We start from the raw sequence: 13,402 nt of genomic DNA, 5'->3' as shown, positions 1-13,402 counted from the left end.
GTCAATATCTGATTGTTCTGCTCGATCCTTTGCTGAACGGTATCGTAGCGCTCAAACTCCGTAAAGCCCTCGCCAATATTCAAGTCACGGAAGGCGATAGAATTCGATGCTACCTGCTAGTTTCCCTTGGCCGGGACCACTTGCAGCGCGTCGTCCCAGTATCCCACAATAACGGATTTCCCAGAGGCATCCGCGATGAAAAAATGGCAGCCTATGTCCCCCGAGAAGTATATATAACCGTTGACAGCCCGCGCAAGTATGCCATCCCAGTGACCCCGTCGCCGGTCAGCAGCGACATCATGAGGTCTTCGTCCCCATGAATGGGGGCAAAAGTGCACCCATGCTTTTCGACCAAGGGCTGAAACCTCGGGAAAGTGGCGATTTTCAGATGGTGACCGCGTGCGCTGAGCGCCTGGCCCAGAGCCAGAAATGGTAGTACATCGCCAGTCGAGCCAATCGTGACGGCCGTAATGTTCATCGTCCAGACTCCCCCGCGGCCGTAGATTCCGCTCTGGTCAAGTTTTTTCTCAGCAGATCGATGTGCGGCGTTTGCAGCCCGCTTTTTTGAATCAGCCAGTCGAACTCGGCCTGCAGCGCAACCATCTCCGCCCTTGCCGCGATACAGTGCTTTGCCACGGTAAGTTCTGCCAGCTGCGTTCCCATGAAGGCCTTCATCGCTGCCGTCATCATTCCAGTTGGCAACCGCCAGAACGCCAGCTTGCGCGGCGTGATCTGGATACCGAGCTTTTCAAGTACGCCGAATCCTTCCTTTACCCCAAGCACCATGTTCCGGACATCTTTCCAGGAAGCGGCAAGCCGCTTGTTGTCACAGTCGTGACCATAAAGGGCGTTCGCGATGCTCGTTACCATGGCGACATGAGTTTTCTGCCACGCGTCCATGTCGGTACAATCGACGCAGGGTATGCCAGCGTGGCGAAACAAGCCGATCAGGTTTGCCACCCTTTGCGACTTTTCTCCATTGGCTTCGCCAAAGGTCGTGGTCTGGAAGGCGCGCATCAACCCCCGGCCGACGAAGTATCGGACGCCGCCGCTCAGCCGCTCGCCACCCGCGGAGGGGAAGCCGGTCAGCAGGCGCTTCGCTCCGACGGCACGCTTCCATTCCTCATATCCAGCGGCGGTGTTCACAACAAACACGATGTTCTCCGAGCAATTGTGTGCAAGATTCTCCAGCACGGAATCCACCTGGGTCCTCTGCATCACGACAAAGATGTATTCGAAACGATCTTCAGGGGATAGGTGGTCGATGGCCTTGGTTCGCGCGATCTCTTTTTTATGTGATCCGGGACGATACAGAACGATGCCCTCGCTCCGGATTTCCTCCAGGCGCTTCCCCCGGGCGAGCACCGTGACATCATTTCCCGAAAGGCTGAGCTTTGCCGCAAAAATACTTCCGATGACTCCTGCACCGTATACCAAGATTTTCATATTGCCTTTTGCGCCTCGAATTTCCTGACGCTAACGATCTGGATGTGTCCTTGACGATGTGGCGCCTCTGGCCAAAAGCCGGCGTCTTCTAAAACCTGGATGATCTCATCCGGGCTATAAAACCGCACGTCGCCGGCGGGTGAGAACCGGATCAGCGGATTGCACAAGGCCCGCAGCAGAGGCGGATAGTACACCTCCGCGATGTAAAGCGCGCCGTTTGGCTTTAGCACCCGAAAGGCTTCTTTGGCAAAACCGGCCACATCGGGAAAGTGGTGGTAAGCCGCGCAAACTGTCATGACGTCAAAAAACGCGTCATGAAACGGAAGTGCGTCGCAGCTCGCCTGAGCAAAGACCATCGACGGGTTCAGCTCCCCCGCGTTTTCAACCATCTTACCGGAGATATCGATACCGTATCCGGTAAAATCATGCTCTTTGGACAGCATCTTGAGCAGCCGCCCGTTCCCACAGGCGACATCGAGTACCCTGCCCCCAGTGGGGATTTGGACGGTTTGCAGCAATAGGTCCTTAAATTCGCGAGTAAACCTTCCGTCAAAAGTATCATCATAATGATCGGCCTTTTTCTGATAACTCCGGACAGAGCGCCGTTCGTACATAGATTTCTTCATCAGAATCACTCCTCCTGTAGACTGTGCCCCTGTATCGTGGCGGAAATTATACGAATAAGCGTGGGTCACGCCGGACGGCCGCCCGTACAGCACATCAGGACACCTTGCTTTTGTATGCAGCCACTGAGGATAAGCGAGTGTCACTTTCTTTCTGCGAACCCCTTCTCCGGGCTCCATTCACAGGTGCCTTTCATCTGATAGCTGCAATTACAGCAATCGTCGCCGTCGCCCAGCGTTTTCGTGCGCCGAAAGCCGTTCCCCATCAGCCAGGAGAAAAGGTAATCCATGCGGCAAATGCCCGGCAGCATCCCCTCCGCCCCATGTTCACGCGCGAAGCGCTGCATGGCGCACCGGGTGATGTCGATCTCAAACGTATTCCGGTCGATCTCCCGGGAATGGATCGTCCAGTCCCACGGATGCAGGTCGCCGCGCTTTTGGCGCAATTCATGCGCCGGAGCCTTTTTCCGGAAGCCGGAAAAATAGGCTTTGCCCACTCTGTGCAGAAACGGCCGTGGGATGATCGTCGCGAGGCGCTCATTGAGCAGCCAAATGATTCCCACGGCCTCGTCCCGGCTTCGTCCAAGTTCCGTAAGCGCCCTGTACCAGGCGGCGTAGGCGGGCGCGAATTGAAAATTGAATGCAAACAGGCTTTTGCCAAGGTCGGGAAGCGCCGGGGCGAGTTCCCAAAAGATCGCCTTGGAACCGCGCTCGAAATCAAGCCAGAACGGCATTCCATATTTCGCAATGAGCGCTTTCCGGCTTCGCGCCATGGCAAGATGGAAGATAAGCGTTTTCATGCGCGCTTCCCCGTCTTTCTGACTGCTTTCACCAGTTCGTACCACAACGTCGAGGCGAGTGCCATGCCCAGCACAACCAAAAGCTGCCCGCCGGACAGCGGCGCGAGCTTGAGCACGTTGGCGAGCGGCGTGTACAGGATGACCGCGAGCCCCGCCAGCGTCCCGATATTTGTCAGCCACATCACCCTGTCCAGCGCCAGGCGATGGATGGAATGCGCGAGGAAATCATGGTCGGAGCTGTTCACCTGCACCAACAAGAGGTTTGAAAGCATCAGGATACCCAGCCCCATCGCGCGCGCCGTCGGCGCGTTGGCGGGATTGCCCGAAAGCACCCGGAAGTACGTGCCGAAGGCCGCCGCGAAGATCATGAGCCCCTGCAGCACGCTTTTGACGAGGCCGCCCCGTGTGAGCATCCGCTCTTTCGGATCGCGCGGCGGGCGGTCCACGATGTCCTCCTCCGCCGGCTGGCGCTCCAGTACAATGGAGCATGTCGGGTCGATGATGAGCTCCAGGAGCACCACGTGCAGCGGCAGCAAAAACAGGCTCGCCGGGGCGATGCCCAGCATCGGCGCCAGCAGCGACGACAGGGCGATCGGGATGTGGATCGTGAACACGTAGCCGACGGCCTTGCGGATGTTGTCGTAGATGCGGCGGCCGTCCTTGATCGTATCGACGATGGTCCCGAAGTTGTCGTCCATCAGGATGAGGTCGGCGGCCTCGCGGCTGACCTCGCTGCCGCGCTTGCCCATCGCGATGCCGATGTCGGCGTACTTGAGTGCGGGCGCGTCGTTGACGCCGTCGCCGGTCATGGCCACGATCTCGCCGTTGTCCTTGAACGCCTTCACGATGCGCATCTTGTGCTCCGGGATCACGCGGCTGAAGATGCTGACGGTTTTGACCTTCTCGCGGAGTTCTTCGTCCGTCATCTTTTCCAGCGCGTCCGCCGTGATGATGTTGTCCACATCCTTCATGCCGATTTTGCGCGCGATGGACGCTGCGGTGATGCCGTTATCGCCGGTAATCATCACGACGCGGACGCCCGCCCGGTTGCAAAGCGCGATATCCCGCGCGACGCCCTCGCGCGGCGGGTCGGCAAGGCCGACGAGCCCAAGGAACTCCAGCTTGCAATCAGTGAACTGTGCGGGGATCTCCCGTTCATTCGCAAGCTTCATCCGGCCCACCGCGATCACGCGCAGACCTTCCTTGCCCATCCTGATTAGCTCGTGCCCGGCGGTTTCGCGTTCCTCCGCCGTCATGCCGCACAGCGGCAGCAGGCGCTCCGGGGAGCCCTTCGCGGCCACCAGCAGTTCGCCGTTCCTGCGCCACACGTGGCCCATCATTTTCAGCTCATTGGTGAAGGCGTATTCGCTCACCAGCTCGCCCGAAAACAGGTGCCCCTTTGAGATGCCCATGTCGTCGCAATGGCGCAGCATGGCCTTTTCCATCGGGTCGTAGGCGTCCGTCTCGCAGCCCAGGCCCATCGTCTCGCACAGCGCGTGGCCGTCGCCCTTGGGCGACCAGGTTTCCTGCACGGTCATCTGGTTCATGGTGATGGTGCCCGTCTTGTCCACGCACAGCACGCTGACCGCGCCCAGCGTCTCGACGGAGGGCAGTTTTCGAACCAGCGAGTTTTGCTTCGCCAGCCGCCACGCGCCCATCGACAGGAACACCGTCAGGATGACGGGAAACTCCTCGGGGATCATCGCCATCGCCAGCGTGATGCCGGAGAGCACGCTTTCGATCAGCCTCGCGCCCGGCATGTGATCGGGTATATTGAAATAAGTCACCGCGCCGACCAGCGCGAACAGCACCGCCGCGATCCCGGCGCACGTTTTGACCAGCTGTCCCGTCTGTTTTTGGAGCGGCGTAGCTTCCTCGGGTGCGGAGGCGACGTTCATGCCGATCTTACCGTACTCGGTGGAGGCGCCGATCCGATCCACTTGCACCGCCGCCGTGCCTTGGATGACCAGCGTTCCCGCGTAACAGTAGTCCTTGCGCCAATAATCGGCGCAAGGCTCCACTATGTCCAGCGCGCCCTTCCACACACCCTCGGCTTCGCCCGTCAGAGAACTCTCATCCACACACAGGTCGTTGCATTTCAAGATCATGCCGTCGGCGGGGATTTTTACACCTTCGTACAAAAGCATGACATCCCCCGGCACCAGGTCGATGCTGGCGATTTCCCGCTCCACGCCGTCGCGGATCACCTTCACATGCGGCGCGGACAGATCCTTGAGCGCGCTCAGCGTCCGGTCGGTCTTCCATTCCTGGATGACGTCAATGGAGATGACGCCCAAGACGAAGACCAGCATGATCGCGCCGTCGCGGGGTTCGCCCAGTATGAAGTAGATCACCGCCGCCACGAGCAGCAAAAGAAACATCGGCTCCGCGACGATGTGCAACACCTTGCTTATGAAGCTTGTTTTCTTTTGTGGAGTCAGCTCGTTGCGTCCGTACTCGATCTGCAGCTTTCGGGCCTGCTCACTTGTCAGGCCGCTTCCGGAAATCCTTGTGTTTGTCATAGAGAACATCCTCCTGCCGCGTGGGCATCAGTTGCTCTATGGCACTACAACCAGCATTGTTCCAGAAATGTGGATATAAAAACACATTTGCGGAACAACCACTGTCCCGCAAATGTGCCGTAAAGCGCATCTGCTGCCGCCTGGGCGGCCCAGCCCCACGAACCCCCGAAACACGGTGGTTCATCGCCTGCTCAGTTTGTACTGTTGATCGCGCATTCTCTCGGTCGGGAGGGAATGGTTTGCAGTGCAAAGAGACAATTTTACTATAGCAGACGAAGAACCGGTTGTCAAGTCTTTTTTGTCGCAAAACGACAGTGGGGATTGAAAGTATTAATGCCGCACCAAGCCGGCGAGACCGAGCACTCTTGGGGTACATAGTTCAGCAGGCGATGGTAGCCCAGCTTTCTTCTTTGGGTAATTGGATTGACTACACTAAACCGTACAGAAAAGATGAGGTCATGGTATACTTCCAAGGGAATGAAGGAAGGAGAAAACCATAACGGAACGACGAGACCGGCGGACCTATAGCGAGGAGCAGAAGAAGCAACCGGTCGAGCTGGTCAATCACGGCAAGCCCCGAAGCGAGATCATCCGGGAATACGCTCTCAGCGAGTTCGACAACGCCCTGATCGACGAATTGCTTGAGAGCTTCGATCAACCGCTCCTCGAGCATGAAGGGCCGCCCCTACGACAACGCGGTGGCCGAATCGACGTTCAAGAGGATCAAGGCTGAATTCGTCTCCTGCCGCCGCCTTGGCATACTCGATCAGTTTCGGTTGGAACTGGCTGACTACGTGCATTGGTTCAACAACATCCGCCTGCACGGCACGCTGGGCTGCCTGTCACCGGCGGAGTTCAAGAAAACCTACACCTTATAAAATCTGTCCGATTTGGGGTTGACAATCCAAAGCTGAAACGCGAAGAGGATCGACAACACGACCTGTATATGTTCTTTCATCACGGTTGACATCCGGCATTACATGACCGCCCCATTCAGGCTCCTCTGGAAGCTGATCCGAGGCGATAAAGAAGGGATGAGTCCCACCTATTTCTGGAAGCCCGCCTCGCCGGATTCCAAATTCATCCCCCGAACCGCCGCCTCAATGGCCGCTACATCCACCTTATACCCGCGCTTTTCCAGCTCATCCGCCACATACCGCAGCTTCTCCGGCCCCTTGCTCGCGCCGTACAGTTGCTCCGCCGCGCGCACCAGCACATCCGTGACTGCGCCGAGCAGCGCCTGTTGCTGCGCCGTGGTACGCGCCCTGATCCATGGGATGACCACTGCGGTGATCACCGTCGCGATCAGCGCAATGACCGCCTGCAACAGCGGGGTAAAATCAATCGTCGTCATGTCGTCGGGTCTCCTTTACATCTTGTCTCAGTTCTTCTAGTCGGGAAAATAATGTCGTGGTGTCCCGCTCCAACAGCGCCGTGCGCTCCATGATCGAGTTGTGCTTGTCCATCTTCTGTTCCAGCGCCTCGATCCGATAGTTCGACAGCCGATTCGCCGTCAGGATGCCGATGATCGACCCGATCAGCGTGCCTGTCAGCGACAGCACCGATATGGTAAGCTCGGTGTTCATGGCGCACCCCTCCTGCGTTGCTGACCACCGGGGACGATGGGCGGCGCGGGCGCGACATAGATATCCGGGATCACGCGCAGCACGCACAACCAACCCCGACCTCGGACATACCGGTTCTTCGAATAGGTCTTGAGCGATTTGATCGTGGGGCCCACCCCGCTGCCATGCCCGATGATCTGCCCATCGCCCACGTACATCTCCACATGCCCGCACTGGCGGGGACGGGCCGGGTCGCTTCCCTTATAGAAGATCAGGTCGCCCGGTAGCAGGCGTTCCGCAGGGGGATACGCGCCGCCGAGGTTTCGCACATCGGCGACATTTGTCAAGCGTTTGTTGGTGATCTGCACGGCGGTGTTCAGGCCGATGTCCTGTTCCAATACCTTGAGATAGCACCAGCGGACAAAACTGGAGCAATCGCTCCAACCGCCGCCCACCTCCGTTCGTTTACTGCCTTGGGTATAGTGGTTTTTCTTTTCTCGCGAGCGGGCGATGGCGACCACCGCCGCACGCTGTCCCTGTTGGGTCATGTTCGTTCTCCTTTCGCCACGGCGCGCCGGTCGGCGCGCGGCGCATGGTTTTGTTACGGCGAGGTGGTTTCTCCACCATCACTCGCCAAAAACAGAAAAGCCGCCCGCGCCGGGCGACCCTGCGATGCCTTCAGCATTCCACATACTTTGGCGCGCATCACGTTGTATTCGGGTGGAATCTTGATGTGGATCAGCGACCGATTTTGCAGCGTCCACAGCCATTTCCGTTTAAGAAACAGCACCGAGCCGATCTCCCTCCACGTTGCGCGGCGCAGATATCGCATCTCCAGTATCCCACGATACCGCTCATTTGGCACCGCCGCAATCGACCGGTCGATTATTCCTTTCAGCTCTATCAGTAGCGCCGATTGTTCTTGAATCGCCTGAATCTCTGCTTCCAGCATCGCCACGCTGTTGCAATGCGCATACGCATCGTCGCTTTTACGGCTTCCACGCCGCTCCGTCCAGCGTTCCGCCCTCGCCCACAGCCGGAGAATGCGCTCCCGGTTGTGTTCCTCAATGACGTCGATCAGTCGGGCGTCTTGCAGGTACTGCCTTGTGTTCATGGTCATTCTCCTTTCCTTCGTGGCAAGGGCAGATGCGCGTGAGAAGAAGCGCCCCTGTGCCGGATCGACCTCGATCCCGAAACGGGAACACCCGTTCTCATTCGTCTGCCAATATCGCCCTATATAATTGCGCAGCCACCTCGCCCATTCCCCGTCCAGGTTGTGCCTGCCGCCCACATGCTGCATGAATAATGGCAAGGGCTGGTGAGAACCGGCCCTTGCCATGCCATTTAGTATAGTCGCTCTATGCGATCGAACGTATACGGGCTTCTATGAATCCAAATCCCAGCGTCCTTCTTTCATTAATAGCCATCTATCTCGCGAACTCCATCCAAGCTCCCCTTCGTAGAACGCGAGTCTTCTTTTGAGGCTGATTACCACGGCGAATCCCACAAACACAATCCGTTCCAACGCAGCGCCGACATTCATGACTCGTTTGTCCAAGCTACGGTCATCCGCAATGACGTAACACTCATCGCCCATCCCGCGGGACTCCAGATAAGTGAGAACATCACGGCTCGTGGTTACTGGCGGTTCGAATGCCTGACAGTATCTTTCGTCAAAGTAGCGATCCATTTTCATGATCATACTTTGACGCTTGTCGGCCTTCGACATCTCGTACTTAATTCTCTCACGCTTTCTCCCGATGAAGAAAGTATCAACAAATTGTCCCTCTATCCTTTCGCCGATTCCCATGATAATCCACCTCCTGAGGAATGGCCTGAAACACTTGCTAAATGTGGGGATTCCCAACCGTAAAATCATTCCACAAAATCATCAGGAATCCGAATTGGCTTTTCGAGAAGTAATAGTGGTCATGGTTGGTTGCCATATGGGGCGTTCGCCTTACTTTATTCTCCACCCCGGGATGATAATGCGGATAAGGCTTTTTGCCATGTGGAGGATCCAATCTAGGCGGCCTCCCCCCGCCCGCTCGTCGCGCCGCCTCCTCTGCGGCCTTCCTGCTTGGGAAAAAGTACCTGCGCGCGATTCTCTCAAATTCTCCACGAGACAGCCGCTTAAGGTACATAGGCCGCTCCAGCTCTTCCAGGACCTCCCTGATAGAGGGCATAGGCTCCGCATCCGAGAAAATGGCCAATGGAATGGGCGGCATCGAGGGCAGCGCCGGTATCGCCGGTATCGATATCCCCTGCGGGAGCGTCGGCAGCGGTATCCCTTGCGGGAGGGTTGGGAACGGCATACTCGGCGGTGGGAGAATTGCCTCCGTTAATCCGAAGACAGCATATTGCCCATCCGGGTCAGTAGCCGAAACCGGATTGTTCACACAATACGCAAATACGCTGTGCCCCAGAAGCTCTCCTTCTTCGCCGACCTGGCTGTCGGCGTTGATAAACCTGCCCCACTCGGGATTGTAGTACCTCGTCCTCAGGTAATACAGCCCGGTCTCCCCGTCCCAGATATACCCCCTATAACGGAACGGGTTCAACCTGCCCAGCGTGTCTTTCAGGACACCCGTCATACCAGTCGGCCTGCCCCAAGCGTCGTAGGTGTATTCTACCATGTTTCCATACTCGTTGCAAATGCTCACGATATCGCCCTGCAAATTGTGAATGTAGGTGTACGTCGTCCCGTTGTACTCCACCATCGCCGGGCGGCTGTCCTTGTCGTAGAAGAAGTGCAGCTGCTCAGGATCGCCTTGCTGTACGCCGCCAACAGTCGTCGTATTCTTCAGGTGCATCAGCAGTTTGCCGTGCAGCGTGTAGTCGGTGGTCGTGACGGTTGCGCCCTCGGTCACTTTCTTTTGCACCCGCAGCCCGTTCGCGTCGTAGGCGAACTCCACCTGCTTCGCGGCATGCTGCATCCGCTGGAGCTGCCGTCCGGCCTGCCAGGTGAAGGCCCATCCGTCGTAGCTGAGCGGGTTGCCAATCGCGTCGTAGGTGATGGATTTGCCGCCGTAAGAGGAGAGCTTGTCTCTCCAGGTGGCGTCGTAGGCGTAGGGGATCGTCTCCAACAGCGCGCCGGAGGAACCGCCCGGCAGCCGCGCATACTTCCGCTTCCCGGTGATGTTCCCGCCGCAGTCGTAATCGTATTCCCAGATCGCGTCTTCGCGCGGGTCGCTTACGTAGTTCAGCTGCCCAATCGCATCGTAGCCGTATTCGGTCGGGTCCGTTACCCCGCTGCGCGTCTCCGACGTGATGTTACCCCGCTCGTCGTAGGTGTAGGAGAAGTCCATCGCGTCATACAAGTGGCTCTGTGAAATCTGGCTCACCAAGGCCGTAGACGCCCCGCTCCCGTACAGCGCGGTGTCGCCCGGCAGGTAGGCGTAGTTGGTCTCATACGCCATGCCGTTGGTCGCTGTGCGCTTCTGAACGCGGCCCAGCTTGTCGTAGGTATACGCCACCTTCCGCGTTCCATCTCCGTACTTCACTTCGGTCGTGCGGTTGTCGTTGTCGTAGCTGTAGCTGCTGCTGCGCAGCACACTTTCCGCGCCCATCCGCTCGGTGAACCGGCTCAGGTTGTTGAATTTGTCATACGTCAGCTTGGTACGGTAGATCGGCGCGCCGTTTTCGTAGTTGTGCGTCTCGCTCGGGCGCTGCGCCTGGTCGTACTCGGTCCAGTGCGTGCGGCCCAGGCGGTCGTCATGAACGCGCGCCACCTGGCCGTTCGCGCCGTATTCGTAGCGGTAGCGCTGGTCGGGATCGCTGCCGTAGCGCACTTCCGTCAGCCGGTCGAAGGCGTCGTGTGCGTAGTGCACCGCCTGCCCGTTGCCGTAGTTCGCCTGCTTGAGCAGCCGCGACCGGTCGTCTCCGTACACGTTCGTGGACAGGGTCTGCGCGCCCACCTTCACCTGTGTCTGGTTGCCCAGATCGTCGTATTCAAAGGCATAGGTTACCTGTCCCGCCGGCAGCAGTTCCCCTTCCGCGCCTTCGGTAAACGCCGTGTTGTGGCTCACCGTGTTCAGCCGGTCGTCTGTGTAGGTATACTCGTTCCGGTACAGCTTCCGATGGTCGGTGCTGCCCTCGATCTCGCCCACCTGCGTCTCCACGCTGGTCAGACGCTTTGATGCGTCGTAGCCATAATAGGTTGTTGTCCAAGTAGGATCAGTCGTCGATTGCACCGTGCCCGCGTCCGGGTCAATCACTTGGCTTGCGTATTCCCCCCGCGCGTCCTGCACCTGCTCGAGGTAGTTGCCGCTGTGCTGGTAGCTGCGCCGGGCGTTGATCGTCGTGTTCGCCGCCCCCACCTTGCCCGCTTCCGCCAGCTTCTCTTCCTTCACATTGCCGTATTCATCGTACTTGTACGCCCTGTGCACCTTCATCGGCGTCGTGTGCGACTCCAATAAGTGCTTTTTCTGATCCGTCGCGTCGCCGTACGTCATCGTGTGCTTGACGGTCTCCGGACGTCCCGGCTGCCGATACGAGGTCATGTTGTTGTGACCGTCGTAGGTCATGCCCGACTTTTGCAGCGCCAAGTCCTGCACGGCGGTTACGTTCTTTTTCCCATCGGCATCGTACGTGAAGGTCTGCCCGTACGCCTCCCGGTGCAGGAAGATGTTTGTGAAGTTCGCCTTGTTGATGTTCTTCATGTACACCACGCTGATGCGCACCTTGGTATAGTTGTTTGGCGCGATGCACATCCCGCGCATGTACTGCCAGCCCACCCACGCGAAGTTGAACGGGATGAACATCCTGCGCAGGGGTTATGAGGAATCGGGCTTCAATCCCGCCACGCTGGGCTGAACATGCCGTTTCTGTCCTGCTGGAAATGAACGCCCGGTCGAGGAGAGCACTACAGCCGCAAATACTCCACACCCCACGGAAAAATGGGGCCGACGATGGCGGACGAAGTTGTGCGCCACCTTTTCGGCAAGGCGGTGCGGCAACTGTGGTCGGAAATGGTTGGTGGTAAACGATCACACCATTACTGTCGCCCCGTTTTTGAACTGGAAGATCATCGACCCATTCCTGCCGACCGCCACCTTGTCGACGACCGCCAGCCAAAGCTTCTCGTCAAACTCCGTGATTGCAAGCTCTCGATTCTGGATGTCGCGGATGAAGCCTTCGAGGATTTTGCCCTTGCCAAGGCGTTCGCGCTTCCGCGCTTCCAGTTCCTCCGCGCGCTGCGATGCTTGTCGGTGGCGCTCAAGGTAGCCGCCGTTGCGCTCGCTCCACTCGCTCTGGCTCACGGCGGTTCGGGCGTTCTCGTAAATCGCTTTTCTGGACAGCTCCGAGCATACTATAAAAACAGCCCATCTCTCCTCCGCGCGGGACGCTTCCGACCCGCAGTGGCGGAAATGGGCTTAACTGAGCGTAAAACGGCGAGCGTTCCCTCCCGGGCATTTGGCCGAGCGCGATCACCTCAGTGCAATTCGAGAATATTGTCCCGGGTGATGGAAACGTAGACCTCGTCCCCGTCATTGAACAGCATGGAAGTGTCAAACAAGATATCAACATCGATGCTCATCCCGTCGCAGTTCAGGCTGTATCGAATTATGTTCCCGTGGGGAAGATTGGTCACGATTCTGCCCTTCAGCATAACCGCGCCGGGCTTCTCCACGGGCTTATGCGAAAGCTCCACCATCTCAGGACGAATGGCAATGTCCTTACTCTCGAACTTCATGCCGGTTTTCGCGCCAAACTTCTCGCCGTCCAAGATGTTGTAATGACCGATAAAGGTGGCGGCAAAGCATGTACGGGGATGCACGTAGAGATCCACGGGATCACCCGACTGCTCGATCATGCCCATATTGAACAGGTGTATGCGATCCGACATGACCATTGCCTCATCCTGATCATGGGTAACGAATAGAGTGGTTATCCCCAATTCTTTTTGAATTCGGCGAATCTCCACCTGCAAATTGCGGCGGAGCAGCGCGTCGATTGCGGAGAGCGGTTCATCCAAAAGGAGTACCTTAGGCTCTGTGACCAACGCGCGAGCCAGAGCGACGCGCTGCTGCTGACCGCCAGAGAGCTGGTTAGGGTATTGATCGATCTTTTCGGACAGACCGACGATCTCCAGCATATCCTTTACGCGCTTCTCGATTTCTGCTTTAGGTTTTTTTTGAATCTTCAGGCCAAAGGCAACGTTCTGGCGAACATTGAGGTTCGGGAAGAGGCTGTACTGCTGAAAAACCATACCGACGCCGCGCTTTTTCGGCTCTAGATTCGTAATATCCTTGTCGTCCAGTAAAACCTTTCCGTCCGTTACCTGTTCCAAGCCGGACAGGCAACGCAGGAGCGTCGATTTGCCGCAGCCAGAAGGCCCCAGAAAGGTAACAAGTTGTCCCTGTTCAATATTCAGGGTGATATCCTTGAGCACGTGGTTGTCGCCAAAGTACTTGTTGACGTGATCAAAATGAATGTATGCCATA

Annotated in this window: 14 protein-coding genes and 1 riboswitch; of the genes, 1 reads left to right on the top strand and 13 read right to left on the bottom strand. The window is 57.7% G+C overall.

Going from position 1 to position 13,402, the window contains the following annotated elements:
* Nucleotides 1-211: 211 nt before the first annotated feature.
* From ACH6CV_RS12180 to ACH6CV_RS12160, 5 genes are all read right to left on the bottom strand, one after another.
* Entirely contained in the window at nucleotides 212-478 is a 267-nt protein-coding gene (locus ACH6CV_RS12180; RefSeq protein ID WP_456358477.1) for a glycosyltransferase, read from the bottom strand.
* The gene (locus tag ACH6CV_RS12175) at nucleotides 475-1,446 is read right to left on the bottom strand and encodes a ketopantoate reductase family protein (protein ID WP_456358476.1); all 972 of its coding nucleotides are present in this window, start codon (nucleotides 1,444-1,446) and stop codon (nucleotides 475-477) included. The genes ACH6CV_RS12180 and ACH6CV_RS12175 overlap by 4 nt, the downstream gene beginning before the upstream one ends.
* The gene (locus ACH6CV_RS12170) at nucleotides 1,443-2,072 is read right to left on the bottom strand and encodes a class I SAM-dependent methyltransferase (protein ID WP_456358475.1); all 630 of its coding nucleotides are present in this window, start codon (nucleotides 2,070-2,072) and stop codon (nucleotides 1,443-1,445) included. The genes ACH6CV_RS12175 and ACH6CV_RS12170 overlap by 4 nt, the downstream gene beginning before the upstream one ends.
* A gap of 140 nt (nucleotides 2,073-2,212) precedes the next feature.
* The gene (locus tag ACH6CV_RS12165) at nucleotides 2,213-2,869 is read right to left on the bottom strand and encodes an L-2-amino-thiazoline-4-carboxylic acid hydrolase (protein ID WP_456358474.1); all 657 of its coding nucleotides are present in this window, start codon (nucleotides 2,867-2,869) and stop codon (nucleotides 2,213-2,215) included.
* Nucleotides 2,866-5,391 carry a cation-translocating P-type ATPase gene (locus ACH6CV_RS12160; RefSeq protein ID WP_456358473.1) on the bottom strand — a complete coding sequence of 842 codons (2,526 nt, stop codon included), beginning with the start codon at nucleotides 5,389-5,391 and terminating at the stop codon, nucleotides 2,866-2,868. The genes ACH6CV_RS12165 and ACH6CV_RS12160 overlap by 4 nt, the downstream gene beginning before the upstream one ends.
* Before the next feature lie 99 nt (nucleotides 5,392-5,490).
* Nucleotides 5,491-5,596: riboswitch (NiCo riboswitch) on the bottom strand.
* 436 nt (nucleotides 5,597-6,032) lie between these two features.
* Here ACH6CV_RS12160 and ACH6CV_RS12155 point away from each other — a divergent pair.
* Entirely contained in the window at nucleotides 6,033-6,269 is a 237-nt protein-coding gene (locus tag ACH6CV_RS12155) for an IS3 family transposase (RefSeq protein WP_456358472.1), read from the top strand.
* A gap of 167 nt (nucleotides 6,270-6,436) precedes the next feature.
* Here the strand turns inward: ACH6CV_RS12155 and ACH6CV_RS12150 are convergent, their stop codons facing one another.
* The 8 genes from ACH6CV_RS12150 to ACH6CV_RS12115 all read right to left on the bottom strand — a co-directional run bounded on the left by ACH6CV_RS12150 (nucleotide 6,437) and on the right by ACH6CV_RS12115 (nucleotide 13,401).
* Nucleotides 6,437-6,745 (bottom strand): phage holin, LLH family, encoded by a 309-nt coding sequence (locus tag ACH6CV_RS12150; RefSeq protein WP_456358471.1) that lies wholly within the window; start codon nucleotides 6,743-6,745, stop codon nucleotides 6,437-6,439.
* Nucleotides 6,732-6,977: a hypothetical protein gene (locus ACH6CV_RS12145; RefSeq protein WP_456358470.1), complete on the bottom strand. Its 246-nt coding sequence runs from the start codon at nucleotides 6,975-6,977 to the stop codon at nucleotides 6,732-6,734. The genes ACH6CV_RS12150 and ACH6CV_RS12145 overlap by 14 nt, the downstream gene beginning before the upstream one ends.
* Nucleotides 6,974-7,504: an NlpC/P60 family protein gene (locus ACH6CV_RS12140; protein ID WP_456358469.1), complete on the bottom strand. Its 531-nt coding sequence runs from the start codon at nucleotides 7,502-7,504 to the stop codon at nucleotides 6,974-6,976. Before ACH6CV_RS12140 ends, ACH6CV_RS12145 begins: the two co-directional genes overlap by 4 nt.
* 53 nt (nucleotides 7,505-7,557) lie before the next feature.
* Nucleotides 7,558-8,070 carry a hypothetical protein gene (locus tag ACH6CV_RS12135; protein WP_456358468.1) on the bottom strand — a complete coding sequence of 171 codons (513 nt, stop codon included), beginning with the start codon at nucleotides 8,068-8,070 and terminating at the stop codon, nucleotides 7,558-7,560.
* Between the two features lie 270 nt (nucleotides 8,071-8,340).
* Nucleotides 8,341-8,766: a hypothetical protein gene (locus ACH6CV_RS12130; protein WP_456358467.1), complete on the bottom strand. Its 426-nt coding sequence runs from the start codon at nucleotides 8,764-8,766 to the stop codon at nucleotides 8,341-8,343.
* Nucleotides 8,767-8,803: 37 nt separating this feature from the next.
* A complete protein-coding gene (locus tag ACH6CV_RS12125; RefSeq protein ID WP_456358466.1) occupies nucleotides 8,804-11,677 on the bottom strand; it encodes an RHS repeat domain-containing protein in 2,874 nt (957 codons plus the stop codon).
* A gap of 267 nt (nucleotides 11,678-11,944) precedes the next feature.
* A complete protein-coding gene (locus tag ACH6CV_RS12120) occupies nucleotides 11,945-12,217 on the bottom strand; it encodes a hypothetical protein (RefSeq protein ID WP_456358465.1) in 273 nt (90 codons plus the stop codon).
* Nucleotides 12,218-12,390: 173 nt separating this feature from the next.
* On the bottom strand, nucleotides 12,391-13,401 hold the full coding sequence (locus ACH6CV_RS12115) for an ABC transporter ATP-binding protein (RefSeq protein ID WP_456358464.1): 1,011 nt from the start codon (nucleotides 13,399-13,401) through the stop codon (nucleotides 12,391-12,393).
* Between the last annotated feature and the right edge of the window lies 1 nt (nucleotide 13,402).

Source organism: Anaerozeibacter quisquiliarum (assembly GCF_051162045.1).
GTDB lineage: Bacteria > Bacillota > Clostridia > Christensenellales > Aristaeellaceae > Anaerozeibacter > Anaerozeibacter quisquiliarum.
Note: the sequence above shows the minus strand (reverse complement) of the source record. Positions and strands in the feature narration are given on the sequence as shown.

Excerpts from the sequence above, each read along its gene's own strand:
- ACH6CV_RS12180 (WP_456358477.1), bottom strand. The coding sequence starts at position 478 with ATGAACATTACGGCCGTCACGATTGGCTCGACTGGCGATGTACTACCA.
- ACH6CV_RS12175 (WP_456358476.1), bottom strand. The coding sequence starts at position 1,446 with ATGAAAATCTTGGTATACGGTGCAGGAGTCATCGGAAGTATTTTTGCG.
- ACH6CV_RS12170 (WP_456358475.1), bottom strand. The coding sequence starts at position 2,072 with ATGAAGAAATCTATGTACGAACGGCGCTCTGTCCGGAGTTATCAGAAA.
- ACH6CV_RS12165 (WP_456358474.1), bottom strand. The coding sequence starts at position 2,869 with ATGAAAACGCTTATCTTCCATCTTGCCATGGCGCGAAGCCGGAAAGCG.
- ACH6CV_RS12160 (WP_456358473.1), bottom strand. The coding sequence starts at position 5,391 with ATGACAAACACAAGGATTTCCGGAAGCGGCCTGACAAGTGAGCAGGCC.
- ACH6CV_RS12150 (WP_456358471.1), bottom strand. The coding sequence starts at position 6,745 with ATGACGACGATTGATTTTACCCCGCTGTTGCAGGCGGTCATTGCGCTG.
- ACH6CV_RS12145 (WP_456358470.1), bottom strand. The coding sequence starts at position 6,977 with ATGAACACCGAGCTTACCATATCGGTGCTGTCGCTGACAGGCACGCTG.
- ACH6CV_RS12140 (WP_456358469.1), bottom strand. The coding sequence starts at position 7,504 with ATGACCCAACAGGGACAGCGTGCGGCGGTGGTCGCCATCGCCCGCTCG.
- ACH6CV_RS12135 (WP_456358468.1), bottom strand. The coding sequence starts at position 8,070 with ATGAACACAAGGCAGTACCTGCAAGACGCCCGACTGATCGACGTCATT.
- ACH6CV_RS12130 (WP_456358467.1), bottom strand. The coding sequence starts at position 8,766 with ATGGGAATCGGCGAAAGGATAGAGGGACAATTTGTTGATACTTTCTTC.
- ACH6CV_RS12125 (WP_456358466.1), bottom strand. The coding sequence starts at position 11,677 with ATGCGCGGGATGTGCATCGCGCCAAACAACTATACCAAGGTGCGCATC.
- ACH6CV_RS12115 (WP_456358464.1), bottom strand. The coding sequence starts at position 13,401 with ATGGCATACATTCATTTTGATCACGTCAACAAGTACTTTGGCGACAAC.